The sequence below is a fragment of the Nonomuraea sp. NPDC049750 genome (assembly GCF_040659625.1).
Lineage (GTDB): Bacteria > Actinomycetota > Actinomycetes > Streptosporangiales > Streptosporangiaceae > Nonomuraea.
In genome coordinates, this window is sequence record NZ_JBFANB010000004.1 from 580,370 (window position 1) to 600,535 (window position 20,166).

Consider the following 20,166-nt stretch of genomic DNA (forward strand, 5'->3'; position numbering starts at 1 on the left):
GGTTCGTCAGGGCGTACCGCGACTGAAGCGCATGCCCATCTTGTCGAACTCGGCCCGCTTGGCCGCGGTGGCCAGCACTCTGATGACCTGCCCCTTCAGATCGATCACAACCGCCTCATATCCGGCGCCCTTAGCCCGCCACACGGCCAGGTGCTGGTCATCCCACCAGCCGATGAGCCGGTTGGTGACGAACGGGATGGTCACGGGCGTGCCGCCGCCGCCCGTCGTGGGCCTGGCGCAGACCGCGCCGCCCGCCGCGGTGCAGTGGGACAGGAACAGCCCGCCCGACGGGGAGACGTCGTCGCCCTCCACCCAGACGGGTGAGCCCGCGCTGGACAGCGTACGCAGCGCGTTGCCGTCCAGGTCGTAGAACTTCATCCGGCCGCCCACCCACGTACCGACGGCCTGTCCGCCGGCGTCCCAGAAGAAGCGCCACTCGCCCGCGCCCTTCTCCTTGACCTGGTAGACCTTGCCCGTGCCCCGCGCGACGTCGATGACGCCGTAGCCGTACTCGACGCTTTTCCCGCCTGTGTCCTTGAAGAGCGTGACCAGGCCGAGCTTGCCGTCCGGCGACCAGCGCGGCGTCGTCGGGAACACCGGCCTGGTGCTGAGTTTCACCGTGCGCTTGGCGCCGGTCCGGTGGTCGATGATCGACACGAGGGAGTAGCCGTCGCCGCTGTAGTCGACGTCGGTGGCGAGCGCGCGGGCGCCGTCGGCGTCCAGGGCGTACTCGAAGTAGTGGTTGTCGAGGGTGAAGTCGTCGGAGGCGGCCCGCCGGATGTAGACGCCCTTGCCGCCGTTCAGGCTGTAGGAGGCCAGCTTGATCGGGTCGGAGCCGTTCTCCCGGATCTCGACGGAGGTGCCGGGGAGCGCGATGGTCCGGGTGCTCTGGTCCGGGCTCGGCGTCGGGGTCGGGGTCGGGATGTACGAGGCGTCCGTGCTGTTCGTGTCGTCCGGTGTCGGCGAGGATGTGCCGATCGGGCCCGGCAGGGACGCGAGCCGTACCGCGACGATGCCGCCGACCGTGGCCAGCGCCAGCGTGCACGCGACCGCCGTGGCGACGATCCACCCGATGCCCCGCCGACCGCCCGTCCGTGCGGGCGGCTGGGTCAGCGGGAGCTGCTGTTGGTATAACGGCCGCGCGTACGGGGGCGGCGGAGGCTGCTGGTACGGCATGTGCGCCGACGGCACCGGCCCCGAGCCGCCCGGCGCCCGAGGCGTGGAGCCCATCACCGGGATGGGACCCGAGGTCACCGGCGGGACCGGGCCCGAGGCGGCCACGGCGGTCCCTTGGTGCAGGAGACTCGGCGAGGCGCCGCCGGGCTGGTGTTGGAGGCCGGGCGACGCGCCGCCGGGCCCGTGACCGAGCAGCCGCATCAGCGCCTCACCCGCCGTCGGCCGCCGCCCGGGATCCTTGGCCAGGCAGTCCGTCACCAGCGAGCGCAGCGCCGGATCCTGAATCGGCGTGACGTCGGCGTCGGTATGGATGATCCGGTTCACCACCGCCGGCAGGCTGTCCTGCCCGAACGGCGGCTGCCCGGAAGCGGCGAACAACAGCGTGCACGCCCACGCGAACATGTCCGCCTGAGGCCCGGGAGCCGCCTCCGTGAGCTGCTCGGGCGCCATGAACGACGGTGTGCCGATGGCGCTGGCCGTCAGCGACGAGGTCAGGTCGAGCGCCCTGGCGATGCCGAAGTCGATCACCCGGGGGCCGTCGGAGGCCAGCACGACGTTCGACGGCTTGAAGTCGCGGTGCACGATGCCCGCCTGGTGGATGGCGACGAGCGCGGTCACCGTACCGATCGCCAGGCGGTGCAGGGACGTCCCCGAGCGCGGACCGTCCGTACGCACCACGTCATCGAGCGTCGGCCCGTCGATGTACTCGCTGACGATGTACGGCAGACCGCCGAACAACCCCGTCTCGATGACCTGAGCGGTGCAGAAGGGGGCGACCCGCCGGGCCATCGCCACCTCGCGGACGAACCGTTCCGACGCCTCATGGTCCCCGGCCAGGTCCGCGCGGAGCAGCTTCACCGCGACCCGCGCGCCGTTGGCGGCGGTCGCGAGATAGACGGTCCCCTGCCCGCCCTCGCCCAGCCGCCCCGACAGGGTGTACGCCCCGACCGACGCGGGATCCCCTGGCCTGAGGGCCACGAGGTCCGGCATTACAACCCCCATATATGGCGTCTTTTCCGCCATTCTGGTGGGTTCTGCGGCTCCGCGTCAGCCCATCGACCCACACACCAGCCAGAACACGCCGGTCGCGTCGGTCCGCGGTCCGCCACCGAGACCGGGCGCGCCGTCGCGTCACGGCCCCGGACGGCGTCACGGCCCCGGACGGCGTCGCGTCACAGGCCGCGGACGGCGTCGATGATCGCGCCAGAGGCGGCGAGGTGGATGCGGCGGGTCGAGGCGGTCAGGCGGACGTGGTCGGCGTTCAGGTCGCCCGCCAGCCGCTCCTGACGTCGTGCCCTCCAACCCGCGCTGATCACGGTCACCGGGCTGATCACCGTTACCGGTACGTCCGGGAAGGCGTGCCGCGCCCGGACGAGGCGCAGGTCGGCCGCCATGTCCCGCCGGGCGAGGAACTCCCCCACCGCCGCGGCGAGCACCCGGCCGGTACGGTACCCGCGCCCCCGGTCCGGCAGCCCGCTGACCAGCCGATGGACGACCGGCCCCGCCAGGAGGGCGAGCGCGGCGGCCCCCCAGGCACCGCCCAGCGCGGGCAGCCATCGGCCGACGGACCGGCCGAGCGACGAGGCGCGCCGGTCACGGTCGGCGCGGCTCGGGTCGACGAGCACCAGCCGGGACACGCACATCGGATGCAGCCTGACGAAGGCCTCCGCGTGCCAGGCGGCCACCGAGTGGGCCACCACGGTGACCTGTTCGGGATGGGCGGGGGCCAGGGCGGCCAGGCGGGCCGCTTCCCCGTACAGAGTGGGTGGAGCCGGCGAGGCGGGACTGCGGCCGAGACCGGGCCGGTCGAAGCGGATCACCCGGTGGCTCCGCGCGAGTTCGGCGGCCACCCCGTCCCAGTGGGACGACACACCGCCCAGCCCCGCGCTGATGAGCACGACCGGCCCCGCGCCCTGAACGACCACATGCGGCCCCTGACCAAGCGACAGCGGAGGGTCGTCGGCCTCCAGCAGCCGCAGCGCGACGTACACCAGCCAGATCGCCACAAGCGTCGCCTGCCCGCGCTGCGCCAGCCCGGCCGGATACCCGCCCGCGATGGCCGCCAGCGTCAGTGCGGTGACGCCCAGGGCCGCGCCGGTGATCAGCCAGGCGAGGCAGGTGTCCCAGTAGCGGCTCAGCAGGGCCATCGCGGCCAGCACGGCGGCCGTGGCCAGCACACCGGTCACGGCGTGGACGTGGTGCGAGAGCGACAGCGGGCCGAGCTCGCAGACGGGATCGCCCAGCGCGGCGCAGTCGAGCGGGAACAGCCCACCGGCGAGTACGAGAACGCCGAAGGCCGCCAGCCCGAGCCAGGCGAACCGCTCCCGCCGCACCCGAGGCGTCAGCGCCACCCCGAGCACGATCGCCAGGCCCGCCAGCACGTCGGCGGTCCTGAACAGGCGCGTCGCGGGCTGGTCGCGCGCCGCCAGCTCGCCGACCAGGCCGTCGCTCCGATCGACCAGCGGACTGGTGAACTGGCCGGGCATCCAGGCGCTGTACAGCACGGCCGCCACCACGAAGGCAGTGGCCGCGAGCACCAGCAGTCGTCGCTCCACGTGATCATTAGATCACCCGGTGCGATCAGAGGCCGGGGGCGCCCCAGACCGGGAACCAGCGGCCGAGGTCCTGTTCCAGCGGTAGCTCGCCCTCCAGCGCGCCTCTGGCCTGGAGTTCGAGCGCGTTGTCGCGGTGCTGGCCGGACAGCGGCGCGAAGGGGTAGAACGTGCCGCGCTTGTACAGGTAGACGACCGCCAGCCGGCGGCCGTTGGGATCGGTGAACGACACCAGCGAGCAGAGCAGCGAGGGACCGAATCCGGCGCCCTCCAGCGAGGCGTTGACCGCGTGCAGCTCGGTGACCAGGTCGCTGACGTCGTCGGGCGATCGGCGCACCAGGAGCCAGGTGTAGCCGTAACCGTCGGAGGATTTGTCGACGCGGTCGCCGAGCAGCGCCTGCACATCGCTTTCGAGAGTGGCGAACGCGCCGCCCTCCGCCGCGCGGAAGGACACCGAGCCGAGACCGGTGGGAACGAGACCGGTGGCGGCCTGCAGCGTCACCGCCGCGGACGGCAGCGCGAACAGTGCGTCGAGGTTGGGTGGTGCGGGCTTCGACCGGCCTAGCAGGGTGTCGAGCCAGCCCATACGGTCAGCCCCTTCCGAGTTGGGCGGAGATCCTGGCCAGCTGCTCCAGGCGGCGCTCCAGCGGTGGGTGAGTGGAGAACAGGGTGGCGATGGAGGCGCCCTTGGCCAGCGCCGGGGCGAAGTAGAAGGCGTTGAACGGCGCCGCCTCACGCAGGTCCTGGCTCGGGATCCTGGCCATGTCGCCGGTGACCTTGGTCAGCGCGCTGGCCAGGGCCGACGGCCGCTGGGTGAGCAGCGCGCCCGCCCGGTCCGCGGCCAGTTCGCGGTAGCGCGACAGGGCTCGGGTGAGCAGGAAGCTGATCGCGTACACGACGATCGAGACCAGCATGATGATCAGCCCGATCGGCACGCCGCCGTTGTTGTCACGGCTGCGCCCCAGCCCGGTGTACAGGGCGAACCTGGTCATCAGACCGGCCACGATGCCGAGGAACGAGGCGATCGTCATGACCGCGACGTCACGGTGGGCGACGTGCGACAGCTCGTGCGCCAGCACGCCCTCCAACTCCTGGGGCTCCAGGCGGCGCAGGATGCCGGTCGTCACGCAGAGGACGGAGTTGTTCTGGTTGCGGCCGGTGGCGAAGGCGTTGGGGACGTCGGAATCCGCTATCGCCACCCGCGGCTTGGGCATGTCGGCCATCGCGCAGAGGCGATCGACCATGCCATGGAGCTCGGGAGCCTCTTGCGGCGAGACCTCCCGGCCGTGCATTGCGAACAGCGCGATGCGATCGGACAGGAAGTACTGCGCGAGCAGCAGGCCCCCGGCGAGCACCAGCACGACCAGTCCTTGAACGCCCACAGCGATGAGGACACCCATGAAGGCCACGTAGAGCAGCCCCAACAGGAACATCGTCACGACCATGCGGGTGGTCAGACCGCGGTCGGGCGCGAACCGCGTGTTCATGGCTAACCCGGGATGAGACCCTGGTCGCCCAGCATCTCCCGGACCTCCTCGATCGAGGCGTCCGCGGGGGGAAGGATCAGCTCTGACGGCTCAAGGCTGTCGTCGGGAAGCGACTTGCCGACGTGGCGAACCTTGTCGAGCAGGGCGTGCAACTTGACCCGGAAGCTCGCCTCGTCGTCGGACTCGATGGCCGACTCGAGCTCGCTGTCGAGCTGGTTGAGCACGGAGATGTCGTCGGCCGAGATCTCGACCTGCCCCTCGCCCATGATTCTGACGATCATGCGCCCTCCCCAGGCTGGCGCAGCTGCTGCGTGTTCTGAGGCTGAGCCTGCTGGGGCGCGCCCTGCTGGCCGCCCTGGCCCGGCTCGATGGCGCTCTTGGGCGCCGGACCCTGGCCGAGCTCGGCCTTCATCCTGGCCAGCTCCAGCTCCACGTCCATGCCGCCGCCCATACGGTCGAGCTCGGCCTGGATGTCGTCGCCGCGGGTGCCGCTGTAGTCATCGAGCGCGCCGCTGGCGAGCAGCTCGTCGATGGCGCCGGCGCGGGCCTGCATCTGCGCGGTCTTGTCCTCGGCGCGCTGGATCGCGAGACCGACGTCGCCCATCTCCTCGGAGATGCCGGAGAAAGCCTCGTTGATGCGCGTCTGCGCCTCGGCCGCGGTGTAGGTGGCCTTGATCGTCTCCTTCTTCGTACGGAAGGAGTCGACCTTCGCCTGCAACCGCTGGGAAGCCGTGGTCAGCTTCTCCTCCTCGGCCTGCAGGTTCTCATGCTGGATCTTCAGGTCGGCCATCTGCCCCTGCAGATTGGACCGGCGCTGGAGGGCCTCACGAGCCAGGTCCTCACGCCCGACGGACAGCGCCTTACGGCCCTGCTCCTCATAGCGCCTGGCCTGCTGTTCGAGGCCGTTGACCTGCAATTCCACCCGCTTGCGCGAGGTGGCGACGTCCGCCACGCCCCGGCGTACCTTCTGCAGCAACTCCAGTTGCCGCTGGTAGGAATAGTCGAGGGTCTCGCGCGGATCCTCCATTTTGTCCAGGGCCTTGTTGGCCTTGGACTTGAAGATCATCGAAAGTCTCTTCATCACGCTCATGCGCGTCGGCCGTCCCCTTCTTAGGTCGTGCTGGTGTTCACCCAGTGCAGCGCAGCCGCCTTGGGATTACCCTACGCATAACGCACGGGGGCGTCACTAAGTTGCCATCCAGGTAGGGTTGACGTCGTGTTGCGACGCCGTTCCCAAACCTCCGTGGACGACACCCCCGTCCCCATTGACGATCCTAAGCCCCAGGGCAAGGGTCGTCCCACACCCAAGCGCCGGGACGCGGAAGGCAGACGGCGCCAGCCGGTCACCGCGCCCAAGGACCGCAAAGAGGCCTATCGACAGGCCCGCGCCAAGCAGACTGTCGAGCGCGAGCGGGCCCGCAAGGGCATGCTCGCGGGCGACGAACGCTATTTCCCGGCCCGCGACAAGGGCCCGGCGCGCAAGTTCGCGCGCGACTGGGTCGACTCGCGGCGGCTGCCGAGCCAATACTTCCTGCCGTTCTCGCTGGTGATCCTGCTGGCGACGTGGATCCCATGGCCCGCAGACATCCGTCCGCTGGTGCTCGGCTACGTGATCACGATCGGCTGGCCGATCATGATGATCGGTGTGCTCTTCACCTCGATCTTCGTGGCCTGGCGGATCAAGAAGCTGGTGGCGGAGAAGTATCCCAAGGAGAACCTGCGCGGCGTCGGCTTCTATGCCGCGATGCGGGCTCTGCAGATCCGCAAGCTGCGTTTCCCGCCGCCCGCGGTCCTGCCGGGCGGCAAGCCGGTGCCACCCAAGAAGTAACGCGGTTCGCTCCGGCTTTCGCGCCGGCTTTCGCGCCGTTTCGCTCCGGCTTTCGCGCCGTTTCGCTCCGGCTTCTCCCAGCGCGGCACTCCTCGCGTGACCGTGGGCCGCCGGCCGCCCAAGGCCGGCTGCGGACACGCTCGCGGGGTGTTCAGCCCCTCATGGCGGAGTAAGGCTGTCGTGCAGGATGAAGGGGGGATATCCCATGACAGATCGTCCGCCCGAGAGCACCGGCTCCACATCGTCGTCGGACAGCCGCGGGACGACCGGGGCGAAGTGCGCGCTCGCGGTCAAGGGCCTGATGGGGATAGAGGCCATCACCTGGGGCAGCGGAAGCTCCTGGCGTACCGGCACGGGAGTTCCGGATCACATCGCGGCGCCCATCGAGTTGATGTGCTTCGAACTCCTGCCCTATGCCCTGCTCAGGGCCGCGCACATCAGCGAGAAGACGTTCCTGCTGGGCATGCGGAACCGGTCTTCGACCAAGTACGACGGCGGGTCGGAGGCGTGGGCGGGCTTTCTGTGCGACCCGGTGTCGAAGGACCGCGTGCCGGTGGACGAGCTCGCCGGCCTGCGTACCGTGGCGGGCGACGTCATCGTCATGATCGGCGCCTCCGCCGACGCGTTCCACACCGTAATCGTCTCGGGCACCGCCTCGACCGGCCCCGCCAAGGAAGGGCCGATGATCTACTCCCTCGCCGACCGCAGCCCGACAAGCGATCCCACCGAAATGACCCTCGGTAAGATCATCGCGCAGTTCCTACCTTATGAGACGGTCGCCGTACAGGTGTTCACCGTGAAGCCGGGCCTCCTGGAGTGAGTTCACGGCCACCAGCGGAAAGAGCTGTCGCGGCGCCAGGTGGGGGCGCCGATCTGTCACGGGCGGGCGCCGTACCACGTCTCTTTCGATTCTTTCGACGACCGACAGGGGCTCGTTCACAGCCATTGGCGGGTGGGCCAGGCTTCGAGGCGCCACGCGCTGTCCCAGAACATCCACTCGTATTCGGCCGCCCGGAGGAACGCCTCCGCCATGGCTTCGCGGATGGCGGGGCCGGACTGGGCGGCCTGCCGGTCGGTGATGGCCTTCGCCTGTTCGGCGGAGACGGCGAAGGCGGGGTCGGAATAGGTGGCGATCCACGCGTGGTACGGATGGTCGCGCCGCCCCTCCGTACGCGCCAGCAGTGCCGTGCCGACGTCCTGGTACACCCAGAAACACGGCAGCACGGCGGCGGCGAGCACGGGTAGTGGCGCGGTGAGCGCGGTGGCCTGAAGGTAGGACGCGTATGCCAGGCAGGTGGGCGAGGTGGGAATGGCCGCCATCTCCCCGGCGTCCAGGCCGAATTCGCCGAGATAACGGCCGTGCAGGGCCCGTTCGACCGTCAGCGCCGTATGGGCGGACTGGGCGAAGAACGCGGCGTCGGAGGAATCGTCCGCCCGGGCCGCCGCCGTCGCCAGCGTTTTCGCGTACGCCGCCAGATAACGGCCGTCCTGAACGAGATAGAAGGCGAAACGCTCCCGGTCGAGACCGCCGTCCCCCAGCGCGTTGTTGAACGGATGGTTACGGATCGCGTCGAGCAGCTTGGCCGCGCGCGTCCAGATTTCATCGCAGAACATGCCCTCACTCACCAGAGTGCGTGGAAATGGTGGACGGGGCCGTCTCCCCCGACCTGGAAACGCCCGCGGCCCGCGGCGCGCCGTTCAGATATCCCTGACCGTCCGCGCTCGAGTCGGTGCCGACGACGGAAAGCATCTTGGAAACGGGAGCCACCCGGACGTCCCTTCGCTAGTGCGAACTAGATCAGGTTCTACGGGTGTGATCTCAGCCCAACCTGCCGGGCACCCCGCGTCGCAGATCAGGGTAACAGAGGTCATGGTCGCGGACGGCGGTCCGCCATGGGCCCGCGAGGGGGCGGACGTCGCGATCGTGACGTACGCGTTCGGGATGGGCATCGACCGGCCGGACGTACGGTACGTGCCGCACCAGGAGCAGGCCGCCTCCATATGGTCGGTCCACAGCGACGCCGAAGAGAAGGCGGTCTTCATCCGGCCACGTTCCCCAGCGAGGCGAAGGCACGCGTCCAGACGAACCTGTTGGGGATTCTCGCGGTCGATCAACGGCCCGAGCACCTTCGTTCCGGCCGCGTGCCGAGCGGGAATCGCCAGCGCCTCGAAGAATTCGATGAATTCCGAGCGGACGATTGAGCTCGTCGCCGAACCCGAACCAGGTCTGAGTTTCTCTCTTGGTGCCTTAGACCGGCTCGACCGTAATGCGCGCCGCGCCTGGTACAGAGTTTCATTTGAGAAGCCTGGAAGAGTTTCATTTGAGAAGTCTGGACGTGTCGCCTCGGGTATCGGCCGTCGGGCAATCCGGAAGCGCGTCGGCCTGTATCATTCGACCGGGCTCTAAACGTCCCCGCATCGCCTCTTCTCGGCATGCGCCGAATCACTAGGATCGACTCCCTGTGGCCGCACGGCTCACAGCAAGGAGGATTTTCATGCGCATTTTACGCACCGGCTATACTCTCGCCCCGGCAATGGCGGCGGCGTTCTTGGTTCTGACGCTGACCTCATGCGGCAGCGGCAGCGGCGAAACCATCGCCACGGGAACCACCGCTCCCGAAGCCGCGGACACGAACCAGAAGGCGACGGGAAAAACAGCGGCCCCCGCCGGTGAAAGCGGCGTCAAAACCGGCGTCATGGATCAGCTGCGCAAATCGCGGGAGATAAAGGAGCTGCCGTACAAGCCGGCGGCCGTGACGAAGTTCGTGTCGTGCATGGCCGACGTCCTGGTGAAGTACAGCAACAAGAAGGACCTGCGAGCCTACGCCGACGGCTCGCTCGACCTGGAGAGCATCCGGCAGACCGACAAGGCCGCGGCCGACAAAGCGGGCTTCAAGTGCTCGGACGTCGTCACCAAGGACGATCTCAAGCAATAGACGGCCAGCCGCCGGATGACACCCGGCGTCCGATCCAGCAGGTCGATCGGCCGGGCACGTGCCTGGTCCATCGGCGGCGCGGCCAACCCGGACGATCCCTTGGCCAGGGGCTCGCGAACCACCAGACTTTGCGGCTCCGGCAGCACGGCCATGGATCGTCCGCCCGCCTCGCGCCGCTCGCGCTCGCCCAACGGCATCCGTTCGGCCTGGTCCAGGTCGGTGCCGCCGAACGTGTCCGTCCGACCATCCTTGGAGAGGTCAAGCTTGGTGGTATCAGGCCGCCCCGCCCACGAGCGGTGCCGAGCCGCGCAGTCGTCGAGGACCGCCAAGCCCCGTCAGCGCGCCCGGTCGATGAGCGCCCCGGCGGGCAGACCGCACCCCATCCCGGTTTAGATCACCGCATGAGACGGGCCTAAGGTCGGATCTATGGAATTCCGTACCCTCGGTCGCAGCGGTCTCAAGGTCAGCGAGATCAGCTACGGCAACTGGCTCACCCATGGCTCCCAGGTCGAGGAGGACGCCGCCAAGCAGTGCGTGCAGGCGGCGCTCGACGAGGGCATCACGACGTTCGACACCGCCGATGTCTACGCCGGCACCAAGGCCGAGTCGGTGCTCGGCCGGGCCCTGAAGGGCGTACGCAGGGAATCGCTGGAGATCTTCACCAAGGTCTACTGGCCGACGGGCCCCGGGCCGAACGACCGCGGCCTGTCCCGCAAGCACATCACCGAATCCATCCACGGGTCGCTGCGGCGTCTGCAGACCGACTACGTCGATCTGTACCAGGCGCACCGCTTCGACTTCGAGACGCCGCTGGAGGAGACGCTCAAGACCTTCGACGATCTCGTACGGCAGGGCAAGGTCCTCTACATCGGCGTCAGCGAGTGGACGGCCGACCAGATCGCCCAGGCGCTGAAGATCGCCGACGACATGGGCTTCGACCGGATCGTGTCCAGCCAGCCCCAGTACTCGATGCTCTGGCGCGTCATCGAGCCGGAGGTCGTACCGCTCAGCGAGCGTGAGGGCATCGGCCAGATCGTCTGGTCGCCCATCGCGCAGGGCGTACTGACCGGCAAGTACCTGCCCGGCCAGGCCCCGCCGGCAGGCTCCAGGGCGACCGACACGGCCGGCGGCGCCGACATGATCGCCCGCTTCATGAACGACGACGTCCTCACCCGCGTACAGGAACTCCAGCCGATCGCCGCCGACCTGGGCCTCACCATGGCGCAGCTCGCGGTCGCCTGGGTCCTGCAGAACCCGAACGTCTCCAGCGCCATCGTCGGCGCCTCCCGCCCCGAGCAGGTGCGCGACAACGTCAAGGCGGTCGGGGTCAAGCTCGACGCCGACGTACTGGAGCGGATCGACGCCGTGCTCGGCCCGGTGGTCGAGCGCGATCCCGCCAAGACGGCCAGCCCGCCGAAGCGCCCGTAACATCCCCGGCAGCAAAAGCCCCTTGAGCGACAATGACGCTCAAGGGGTTTTTCATCTGAATGTGGCACTACTACCCGCCTTTCGAAAACAGTGTGGAAAGACTCGGTCACGTTCGGTAATGTGTGCGGTGGGTGAGATTGCTGTGACAGGAGGTGTGCGATGGCGATCCGCCGCTCCGCCACCAAACGCCACGGCCTGCCCTCGATCGTGCAACTACGGCTCACGCCCACCCCGGCCGAGGCCGACGCCCTGGCCGCGGCGGTGCTGTTGTGCAATCAGGCGGCCACCGTCGTCTCCCGGCTGGCCTGGCAGCACCGCGTCTTCGCCGTGGTGGAGTTGCATCGGCTGGCCTATTACGAGGTGCGCGGGCAGGTGGCTGGGCTGGGTGCGCAAGCGGCCGTGCGGGCGATCGCCCGGGTCGCCGGCGCCTACGCCAACCGGCGCGCCAGCAAGAAACGCGCCCACATCTTCCGCCCACACGGCGCCGTCCCCTACGACGCCCGGCTGATGAGCTTCAACCGGGACGCCCGCACCGTATCTTTGTGGACCCCCACCGGCCGCGTCACTCTCCCCTACACCGGCCGGCCAGAAGACCTCAAAGCCGTGGACGCGCTGCCGCTCGGCGAGGCCGACCTGATCTGCAGACGCGGCGTGTGGCTGCTGCAGGTCACCCTCACCCTGCCCCAACCGGCGGTGCGTGAGCCGGTCGGCGGCTTCGTCGGGGTGGATCAAGGGGTGGCGAACCTGGCGGTCACCTGCGACGGCGTGGTGCTGCCCGGCCCCGCCCTGGCCGGACCGGTCAGCGGCAACGGCCACGTCCGCACCCTGCGACAGCGGCGGCACCGGCAACGCCGACGGCTGCAGAAGAAGGGAACTTCTGCGGCTCGGCGGGTGCTGCGCCGCCTTGCCGGGCGTGAGCACCGGATGATGACCGACCTCAACCACCAAATCTCGAAGTACGTGGTGCGTGAAGCCGAACACACCGGCCGCGGCATCGCCCTGGAGGACCTTCAGGGCATCCGCGCTCGGGTAAGGGCTCATCGGCTCCAGCGGCACACCCTGCACAGCTGGGCCTTCGCCCAGCAGATCACCTTCACCCGCTACAAGGCCGCCCGCGCCGGGATCGCCTTCGCCCTGGTCGACCCCGCCTACACCTCGCAGGCGTGTCCGGAATGCGGGTACGTGTCCAGGGCGAACCGGCCGGCGCGGGGCCGGTTCGTCTGCACCAGGTGTGGCCTCGCTGGGCACGCCGACCACATCGCAGCCCGCAACATCGCCACACGCGGCGCTGCGGGCTGGGCTGCCATCAACCAGCCACACGCTACCGGCCTTCCCTCAGCCAGACGGGACCGAGAGAGCAAACCACCAGCTTCAACCGGCGGTAGTTGATTTCTCCTTGCTTCACTCCGGACGCAATGACAATCCCGTGTATTCGACCCGGTCCTCGTCGAGCAGCGCCACCTGCTCGACCCCGGATTCCAGCAGTTCACCCCAGTTCTCGCCAAGCCAGGACTCCGCGTCCGCCTGGCTCGGAAAAACTTCTCGCGGCAAAGGGCGATCCGTTACCTCACCACCATTTGCATTTTCATAACGCCACCGCCATGTCATGCCATACGCTCCTTTTCCGCGGGTTCGCCGACGCACCCTCCGACGGCACTGGAACCTTACTCCCGAGCTTGGCGGTCAATCGATGCCGCGCGCGTATCGTGTGGCGGCGGGAGTCGCCGTCGCGGCGGCCGCCTTCCTCGCTGCCCCCTCCCGCCCTCGCCGCATTCTGGGTCTTCCCCACCCTCGCCACACTCTCCGTCGGACCCAACGACCCCGTCCCCGGAGCGCCCGACCCCAACGCCGTACGCCTATGGAGCGTCTGGCAGAGCGACGACACCGCTTGGCTCGCAAGCTCCGCCAAGGACGCTCCGCCGGACGGCTCGATGATCGGCCGGCGCTTCTCCGCCTCGCCCGACGGCACCGCGACGGGGCCGCCTGGGGGCGACCTGCCGTCGTTCCAGACGGTGTGCGGCAAGGACGCCGCGGCCTCCGGCGGCAAGCGGGTCGTGGTCAGGGTGGACTTCGGCGACCCCGAGTCTGACGCCTTCCCCGGCGAGCAATCGCCCGCGGAGGGGCTGACGAAGTGCGTGACGGGCGCGGAGACCGCCTCCACGGCCCGACTACTGGCCACGGCCGCCAAGGCCCGTGTGAACGCTCAGGGGGACGTGGTGGCGATCAACGCCTACCCGGCCAGGGCCGCCGCCGGCACCGACCTGGGCACCCCCGTCTCACCCACTGACGCCTCATCAGACGGCGCCTCGTCGCACGGGCCGCCACTCACACTGATCCTGGGCGGCGCGGTCGCCCTCGTCCTCCTCGGCGGCGGCGGCGCCATCGTGGCCACCCGCCGCCACCCCCGAACCCCCTCCCGCTGACCTACACCCGACACCCCATGCCCGCGCCCACGCCCGCCCCCGACGCCAGGCTCCAGGCCCTAACGCGCTGAGAGCGGCAATTCCGCTTCGGGTCGCTCCCCAACCCCAAGGCCCCCAGCCCGCCGAAACCGACAACTCCGCTACGGACCACCCTCCAACCCAAGAGCCCCAAGCCCGCCGAAACCGGCAGTCCGGTTGGAGACCATCCCCCCAAGAACCTCAGCCCGCCGAAATCGGCAGTCCCGCCGCAGGCCACCCACAAGAACCTCAGCCAGCCGAAAGCAGCAGCTCCGTTGCGGGCCGCGATGCCGGAGCCTATGTACGCTCGGCCCGGTGAAACTCCATCTCGCCGGTACCGCGGGCCCCACGGGCTGGCCGGAGCCGGGTTGCCCGTGCGCCTCATGTGCCGGGCTCCCCTACGGCCACAGACGACCGTTCGAGCTCGTCGTCGACGGTGTGGCGCGCTTCCCGTTCGACGACGTGCCGCCCGGTTACCGGGTCCTGGCCGACGGTCACGGCCTGGAGGGTCCCGATGGCACGCGCCTGCTATACGCGCCCTCAGAGGCGACGGCAGCCCCGGAGCCGACAACGGCCCCGGCCGGCCCGTACGACATCGTGCTGGTCGATCCGCTCGTCCGGCCCGAGCGGATCGGGCTCCTGCGCCGGGCGGGACTGGTGGCCGACAGCACCCAGGTGGTGGCCGTCGGGATGGACCACCGGGTCAGGTCCGAAGAGGAATTGTCGCGGCGGCTCGCCTTGTGGGGGGTGCGAGCCGTGCCGGACGGGACGACGCTCGACACCGCGCTCGCCGTCCCACCGGCTTCACGGGCTCCAGCACAGCCGAGGAGAACCCTGCTGCTGGGCGGTTCCCGTTCGGGCAAGTCGGCGGAGGCTGAGCTACGACTGGCCGCCGACCCGTACGTCACCTATGTCGCCACCGGCTCGCGCGGCGAAGGCGACGGTGAGTGGGCGGCGCGGGTACGGGCCCACCGCGAGCGCAGGCCCGCGCACTGGGTGACGGTGGAGACCACCGACCTGGCGGGGACTATCCGCGCGGCGACGACGCCGCTGCTGGTCGACGGGCTGGGCACGTGGCTGGCGGCGGTGTTCGACGAGTGCGGTGCCTGGGACGGCGATCGGGCGCCGGTGACCGCGCGCTGCGATGAGCTGGTGGCGGCGTGGCGGGGGACGACCCAGCGGATCGTGGCCGTGTCGGACGAGGTGGGCATGGGCGTGGTGCCCGCCACGGCCAGCGGGCGCGCGTTCAGGGACGAGCTGGGGCGACTCAACGAGCGCCTCGCCGACGAGTCCGAATATGTCGCTCTGGTGATCGCCGGCCGCCCAGTGCGTCTGTGACACCGGGATACGCGACGTCGGAGTGCGGTCGGGCCGGGCGGCGAAGCGCTCTGGCGTACGACCGGGCCCAGCGGCCGACCGCTTCGGCGTACGGCCGCAGACCGCCCTGGCACACCGCCGGTCTAGTGGCGGATCGCTCGGGCGTACCAGCGACCCTCCATGCGGTCGACGTGCAGGGAGCGGCCGAAACAGTCGGACAGGTTCGCGGGCGTGAGGACGTCCGCGACCGGCCCCGACGCCAGGACGCGCGCGTCGCGCATGAGCATGGCGTGCGTCGTCGTGGCGGGTACCTCCTCCAGGCGGTGGGTCACCGTCACCGTGGTGAGCACCGGCCTGGTCGTCGCCAGGTCCTCCACCGCCTCGATGAGGTCCTCGCGGGCCGGCAGGTCGAGGCCGGCGAACGGCTCGTCGAGCAGCAGCACCGCCGGGTCGGCCATGAGCGACCTGGCCACCCTGATCCTGGCCCGCTCACCCTGGGAGCACACCCGGAACAGGCGCTCGGACAGGTCCTTGCAGCCCACGTCCCCCAGCAGGCGCAGTGCGCGGTCCCGCTCGGCGTCGCCGTACCTGTCCCAGAGCGGGGCGCTCGTGCCCGTGTGGCCGGTGAGCACCACGGTGAGGGCGGTGGCGCCTTCCTCCTCCAGGAGTTCCTCGTCGATCAGCCGCTGGCTGGAGGCCACCAGGCCGATGTGGCGCCGCAGCGAGCGTACGTCGGCCCGGCCGAGCCGGTGGCCGAGGACGCTGACCGTGCCCTCCGTCGGGTGCCGTACGGCCGCGGCCAGCGAGAGCAGCGTCGTCTTGCCGGCACCGTTGGGCCCGAGCACGGCCCAGTGCTCGCCGTACTCCACTCGCCAGTCGACCGCACTCAGCAGCGACTTGCCGGCGACCCGGACGCTTACGCCTTCGAGTTCAACAACGTGCATCCGGCCACCCTAGTGGCCGCCCCCGGACTCCCTCAGCGTCCGATGGGTGGGGGTTATTGCTATTTTTACGGCCGGCCCGGTGAGCCCCACCCGCCATCTGCGGCTGAGGTCTGTCCAGGGGCACGCTCCTCCGGTTCACCGGGCTGGGCGCCGTGACGTGCGTCTACTTGACCCCGGTCCGTGGACGCGCCGACACCATAGGGAGGGTGTGCGGCTTCTTGGCCGGTCCGTGGGCGTGTCGGCGACCGTAGGGAGAGCGTGATGGACGGGGTGCGGTTCTCGGTCGGGACGCTGAGTGTGTTCCCGGTCCGGGTGACACTGGTCGATCGCCAGGTGGCGGGGCGGGCGATGGTGCTGGCTCCGGCCGTCGGGCTGGTGCTGGGCGCCGTGGCCTGTCTGCCGTTGCTGCTCCCGGGGCCGCCGTTGCTGGGTGCGGCGCTCGCGGTCGGGGTGCTGGCCGTACTGACGCGGGGGCTGCATCTGGACGGCCTGGCCGATCTCGCGGACGGGCTGGGCAGCGGGAAGCCCGCCCCTCAGGCGCTCGACATCATGAAAAAGTCGGATATTGGGCCGTTCGGCGTGATCACCCTGGTGCTGACGCTGCTCATCCAGGTGACCGCCCTTTCCGGGCTCGAACCGCCCGCCCTGACCGGGCTCGGGTCCACATCCCTGGCGACCGCTCTTTCCGGGCTCGGGCCGCCCGCCCTGGTGGCCGCCTGCGTCACCGGCCGGTTGGCGCTCACCTGGGCCTGCCGGTCGAGCGTTCCCGCCGCCCGCCCCGACGGGCTCGGCGCGCTGGTCGCGGGCACGGTCCGGCCGGGCGCCGCCTGGGCGGCCACCGCCCTCGCGCTGGCGGCGGCAGCGGGCCTCGGCCTGGTGGCGGGACAAGGGATGGTGTACATCCTTCCCCTTGGCGTGGCCGCCGGGCTCGCGGCGGCCTTGCTCCTGCTCCGCCATGCCAGGCGGCGCCTGGGCGGGGTCACGGGCGACGTGCTGGGGGCCCTCGTCGAGACGGCCACGGCCACCACGCTCACGGTCTGCGCCGTGCTCGGCTGACCGACGCCGCCCTTCACGGCCACCGCGCTCACGATCTGCGCCATGCTCGGTCGTACCCCTTGAGAGCGTCACGCCTGTACGGCGGGCCGCTCCGCGATGAAGGCGTTGATCAGGGCCGCGCCGCGCTCGGCGTCGTCGATGCTCACGGCCAGCTGCCCGCCGGAGCGGTAGCGGATGATCAGGCATTCGCCGCCCCGCAGCATGATGGTGGCGCTGCCCGGCAGCCCGCGCAGGCCCCAGCCCCCGACCTGGCTCGGATACCGCGACTCGGACCACGCCTTGTCGATCTTCGACAGCCGGATCCGCCGCACCGGCCAGCCCAGCGGCCCGAACCCGATCGCCAGCCCGTCCCGGGTGACCCGGGCGGTGAGCGACGAGGTGAGCAGTCCGGCGAACAGGACGATGCCCAGCCCGGGCACCGTACCCCCGGCAGGCAGGCCCGCCAGGACTCCGGTGATCGCCAGCACGCCGGCCACGGCCAGGGCGACGGCCGCGGCCATGCTCATGGCGGTCAGCCAGGAGTTGGTGATGCGGCTGACCCATACCGAGCGCTGTCCCGGCTGGAGCCGCAACCGGGGCGGCTCCTCACCCACGGGCGGGCGCTGGTCGAGGCCGCCCCTGCCGAGGTAACCGGCCAGGAGCGCGGCGGCGAGCGCGGCGCCGATGACGACCAGCACGGTGCGGCCTTCCAGGTCCGCCTCCCGCCAGGTGGGCACGTCGAGGTTGGCGAGCAGCGTCGCGCCGCTCATGCCGAGCGCGAACACCCCCATGCCGGCCAGGGACCCCCACCAGTACATCCGGCTGAGCCTGCGCTCCATCGCCTTCCCGTTCACCGCGACCCCGAACAGCACCGCCCAGGCCACGCCCCAGGTCACGACGCTCACGACCAGGAAGGCAGTGAACGAGTGCTCGCCATCGGGCACGAGACCCGATCTCCAGTGCACGGCCAGCGGGTCGGGCAGCCGGCCGCGCAGGGCGAGCGGGGCCGCGACCAGCGCGGCGGCGACGATCAGCCCCCAAGCGGCGGCGGCGAATCGCGAGTTCATGGCAGCTCCTCCAGCATCGTGATGAGGTCTTCGCGGCGGTAGCCGAGCCTCGTGGCCTCTTCCAGCAGTTCGCGGGCCCGCTGCAGGAGCAGTGCCCGCCCGTCGGCGCGGCCCGCGACGCTGACGCCGCGCCCCCGCCGGAACTCCAGCAGCCCCTCGTCACGCAGGTCACGCAGGGCGCGCAGCACCGTGTTGGGGTTGATGCCGAGCGCCTCGGCCAGGTCGCGGGCGGGTGGCAGCCGGTCACCCGGCGCGTACGAGCCCTCGCCGATGGCACGGCGGATCGCGCCGGCCACCTGCTCGTGCAGGGGACGCGCGTCGTTGAGGTCCAGAGTCAGCAACATGGTGCTAATGACACTAGCACCAAGTCGTCATGTGCGCGCGACGGCGAATGGTAGGATGAACCCCTGTTTGTGAGTACCTCTAAACCCTGGATAGCATCGGTTTACGTGACCACTGTGCGGCTGAACTCAGCAGATCCAGTCTCTTTCGACACCGACGCGCTGATCGTCGGGTTCCGGTCCGGCCCGGAAGGCCCTCGCCCCGCCACGGACGCCGAGTCCCTCGACGCGGCCTTCGGCGGCAGACTCGCCGCCACGCTCACCGCCGTCGGCTTCTCCGGCAAGCCCGGAGAGCTCGCCAAGGTGCCCGTGTTCGGCGCCATCACCGCTCCGCTGCTGGTCGCGGTCGGTCTCGGCGACTCCGCCGACGCCGAGACGCTACGCCGCGCCGCGGGAGCCGCCGTACGGTCCCTCGCCGGCACCGCCCGCGCCGCGCTCCTCCTGCCCGCCGAATCGGCCGACCAGGCCGAGGCCGTGGCGCTGGGCGCGCTGCTGGGCGCCTACGGGTTCTCCCGCTACCGCACCAACGGCGAGGTGAAGGCGCCCGTGGGCGACCTCACCGTACTGTCGGCGAACGAAGCGGATGGATCCGACGGGATCGCCGGTCGCGCCTCCGTGCTCGCCGAGTCGGTCACGCTCGTCCGCGACCTGGTCAACACGCCGCCCTCCGACCTGTGGCCGGCCAAGTTCGCCGAGATCGCCGAGCAGCGCGGCGGCGAGGCCGGGCTGAGCGTCGAGGTGCTCGACGAGAAGCAGCTCAAGGACGGCGGCTACGGCGGCCTCATCGGCGTCGGCCAGGGCTCGGCCAACCCGCCGCGCCTGGTCCGCCTCTCCTACACCCACCCCGAGGCCACCAAGACGCTGGCGTACGTGGGCAAGGGCATCACGTTCGACTCCGGCGGCCTGTCGCTCAAGCCGTCCGCCTCCATGGACTGGATGAAATCCGACATGGGCGGCGCGGGCGCGGTTCTGGGCGCCCTGATCGGCGTCGCCCGCCTGGCCCCGAAGGTCAACGTCGTCGGCTACCTCTGCCTGGCCGAGAACCTGCCCAGCGGCACCGCGCAGCGCCCCTCCGACGTCATCCACAGCTACAGCGGCAAGACCGTCGAGGTGCTCGACACCGACGCCGAAGGCCGCCTGGTCCTCATGGACGGCATCGCTCGCGCCGCCGAGGACTCCCCCGACCTGATCGTCGACGTGGCCACCCTCACCGGCGCGCAGATCGTCGCACTCGGCTGGCGCACGGCCGGCGTCATGGCCAACGACGACGCCGTGCGTGAGCTGGTCGTCGAGGTCGCGGGCGCCGCGGGCGAGGGCGCCTGGGGCATGCCGCTGCCGGAGGAGCTGCGCAAGGGCCTCGACTCCCCGATCGCCGACATCGCCAACCTCCAGCCCGAACGCTGGGGCAGCATGCTGGCCGCGGGCATCTTCCTGAAGGAGTTCGTGCCCGACGGGGTGCGCTGGGCGCACATCGACATGGCCGGACCCGCGTTCAACAAGGGCGAGCCGCACGGCTACACGCCGAAGGGCGGCACCGGGGCCATCACCCGCACGCTCATCGGACTGGCCGAGCGGCACGCGAGCATCTGAAACAAATGAAAAGATGACGGCATC

20 protein-coding genes and 1 riboswitch are annotated in these 20,166 nt (G+C 70.4%); of the genes, 9 read left to right on the forward strand and 11 right to left on the reverse strand.

The features are described 5' to 3' along the window. Window positions 1-6: 6 nt before the first annotated feature. The 6 genes from AB0J16_RS14535 to AB0J16_RS14560 form a co-directional block, all read right to left on the reverse strand. Window positions 7-2,166 carry a protein kinase gene (locus tag AB0J16_RS14535; RefSeq protein WP_358538640.1) on the reverse strand — a complete coding sequence of 720 codons (2,160 nt, stop codon included), beginning with the start codon at window positions 2,164-2,166 and terminating at the stop codon, window positions 7-9. Window positions 2,167-2,348: 182 nt separating this feature from the next. Further along, window positions 2,349-3,731 (reverse strand): alpha/beta fold hydrolase, encoded by a 1,383-nt coding sequence (locus AB0J16_RS14540; protein ID WP_358538643.1) that lies wholly within the window; start codon window positions 3,729-3,731, stop codon window positions 2,349-2,351. A gap of 25 nt (window positions 3,732-3,756) precedes the next feature. Continuing rightward, window positions 3,757-4,314: a hypothetical protein gene (locus tag AB0J16_RS14545; RefSeq protein ID WP_357640042.1), complete on the reverse strand. Its 558-nt coding sequence runs from the start codon at window positions 4,312-4,314 to the stop codon at window positions 3,757-3,759. A gap of 4 nt (window positions 4,315-4,318) precedes the next feature. Next, window positions 4,319-5,215, reverse strand: a complete 897-nt coding sequence (gene htpX / locus AB0J16_RS14550) for a zinc metalloprotease HtpX (RefSeq protein ID WP_358188227.1) — start codon at window positions 5,213-5,215, stop codon at window positions 4,319-4,321. A 2-nt stretch (window positions 5,216-5,217) separates the two neighbouring features. Continuing rightward, the gene (locus tag AB0J16_RS14555; RefSeq protein WP_225298409.1) at window positions 5,218-5,496 is read right to left on the reverse strand and encodes a hypothetical protein; all 279 of its coding nucleotides are present in this window, start codon (window positions 5,494-5,496) and stop codon (window positions 5,218-5,220) included. After that, complete coding sequence (locus tag AB0J16_RS14560; protein WP_357640049.1) at window positions 5,493-6,305, reverse strand: PspA/IM30 family protein; 813 nt, start codon at window positions 6,303-6,305, stop codon at window positions 5,493-5,495. The genes AB0J16_RS14555 and AB0J16_RS14560 overlap by 4 nt, the downstream gene beginning before the upstream one ends. A gap of 153 nt (window positions 6,306-6,458) precedes the next feature. Between AB0J16_RS14560 and AB0J16_RS14565 the strand changes: the two genes are divergently transcribed. Both AB0J16_RS14565 and AB0J16_RS14570 read left to right on the forward strand, forming a co-directional pair. Beyond that, window positions 6,459-7,043, forward strand: coding sequence for a DUF3043 domain-containing protein (locus tag AB0J16_RS14565; protein WP_225298405.1), 585 nt, complete (start codon window positions 6,459-6,461; stop codon window positions 7,041-7,043). 205 nt (window positions 7,044-7,248) lie between these two features. Then, a complete protein-coding gene (locus AB0J16_RS14570; protein ID WP_358538647.1) occupies window positions 7,249-7,863 on the forward strand; it encodes a hypothetical protein in 615 nt (204 codons plus the stop codon). Window positions 7,864-7,979: 116 nt separating this feature from the next. On the opposite strand, the gene AB0J16_RS14575 is transcribed toward AB0J16_RS14570, so the two are convergent. After that, on the reverse strand, window positions 7,980-8,657 hold the full coding sequence (locus tag AB0J16_RS14575; RefSeq protein ID WP_358538650.1) for a TenA family protein: 678 nt from the start codon (window positions 8,655-8,657) through the stop codon (window positions 7,980-7,982). A 144-nt stretch (window positions 8,658-8,801) separates the two neighbouring features. Then, window positions 8,802-8,897, reverse strand: a riboswitch (TPP riboswitch). Between the two features lie 641 nt (window positions 8,898-9,538). Between AB0J16_RS14575 and AB0J16_RS14580 the strand changes: the two genes are divergently transcribed. The 3 genes from AB0J16_RS14580 (at window position 9,539) to AB0J16_RS14590 (ending at window position 12,796) form a co-directional block, all read left to right on the forward strand. Beyond that, the gene (locus tag AB0J16_RS14580; protein WP_358538652.1) at window positions 9,539-9,979 is read left to right on the forward strand and encodes a hypothetical protein; all 441 of its coding nucleotides are present in this window, start codon (window positions 9,539-9,541) and stop codon (window positions 9,977-9,979) included. 426 nt (window positions 9,980-10,405) lie between these two features. Continuing rightward, window positions 10,406-11,407, forward strand: coding sequence for an aldo/keto reductase family protein (locus tag AB0J16_RS14585; protein ID WP_358538654.1), 1,002 nt, complete (start codon window positions 10,406-10,408; stop codon window positions 11,405-11,407). Between the two features lie 159 nt (window positions 11,408-11,566). Continuing rightward, window positions 11,567-12,796: a transposase gene (locus tag AB0J16_RS14590; protein WP_358538656.1), complete on the forward strand. Its 1,230-nt coding sequence runs from the start codon at window positions 11,567-11,569 to the stop codon at window positions 12,794-12,796. A 12-nt stretch (window positions 12,797-12,808) separates the two neighbouring features. Here the strand turns inward: AB0J16_RS14590 and AB0J16_RS14595 are convergent, their stop codons facing one another. Further along, on the reverse strand, window positions 12,809-13,015 hold the full coding sequence (locus AB0J16_RS14595) for a hypothetical protein (RefSeq protein WP_214637851.1): 207 nt from the start codon (window positions 13,013-13,015) through the stop codon (window positions 12,809-12,811). 68 nt (window positions 13,016-13,083) lie between these two features. On the opposite strand from AB0J16_RS14595, the gene AB0J16_RS14600 reads away from it, so the two are divergent. Both AB0J16_RS14600 and AB0J16_RS14605 read left to right on the forward strand, forming a co-directional pair. Then, on the forward strand, window positions 13,084-13,830 hold the full coding sequence (locus AB0J16_RS14600; protein WP_358538659.1) for a hypothetical protein: 747 nt from the start codon (window positions 13,084-13,086) through the stop codon (window positions 13,828-13,830). 333 nt (window positions 13,831-14,163) lie between these two features. After that, the gene (locus tag AB0J16_RS14605; protein ID WP_358538662.1) at window positions 14,164-15,186 is read left to right on the forward strand and encodes a bifunctional adenosylcobinamide kinase/adenosylcobinamide-phosphate guanylyltransferase; all 1,023 of its coding nucleotides are present in this window, start codon (window positions 14,164-14,166) and stop codon (window positions 15,184-15,186) included. 122 nt (window positions 15,187-15,308) lie between these two features. On the opposite strand, the gene AB0J16_RS14610 is transcribed toward AB0J16_RS14605, so the two are convergent. Further along, complete coding sequence (locus tag AB0J16_RS14610; RefSeq protein WP_358538665.1) at window positions 15,309-16,109, reverse strand: ATP-binding cassette domain-containing protein; 801 nt, start codon at window positions 16,107-16,109, stop codon at window positions 15,309-15,311. Window positions 16,110-16,370: 261 nt separating this feature from the next. On the opposite strand from AB0J16_RS14610, the gene AB0J16_RS14615 reads away from it, so the two are divergent. Then, complete coding sequence (locus tag AB0J16_RS14615; protein ID WP_358538667.1) at window positions 16,371-17,165, forward strand: adenosylcobinamide-GDP ribazoletransferase; 795 nt, start codon at window positions 16,371-16,373, stop codon at window positions 17,163-17,165. Between the two features lie 68 nt (window positions 17,166-17,233). Here AB0J16_RS14615 and AB0J16_RS14620 read toward each other — a convergent pair whose 3' ends face one another. Further along, a complete protein-coding gene (locus AB0J16_RS14620; protein WP_358538670.1) occupies window positions 17,234-18,211 on the reverse strand; it encodes a hypothetical protein in 978 nt (325 codons plus the stop codon). Continuing rightward, window positions 18,208-18,555 (reverse strand): GntR family transcriptional regulator, encoded by a 348-nt coding sequence (locus AB0J16_RS14625; protein WP_357944901.1) that lies wholly within the window; start codon window positions 18,553-18,555, stop codon window positions 18,208-18,210. The genes AB0J16_RS14620 and AB0J16_RS14625 overlap by 4 nt, the downstream gene beginning before the upstream one ends. Window positions 18,556-18,660: 105 nt before the next feature. On the opposite strand from AB0J16_RS14625, the gene AB0J16_RS14630 reads away from it, so the two are divergent. Further along, window positions 18,661-20,142, forward strand: coding sequence for a leucyl aminopeptidase (locus AB0J16_RS14630; RefSeq protein WP_358538673.1), 1,482 nt, complete (start codon window positions 18,661-18,663; stop codon window positions 20,140-20,142). Window positions 20,143-20,166: the final 24 nt, after the last annotated feature.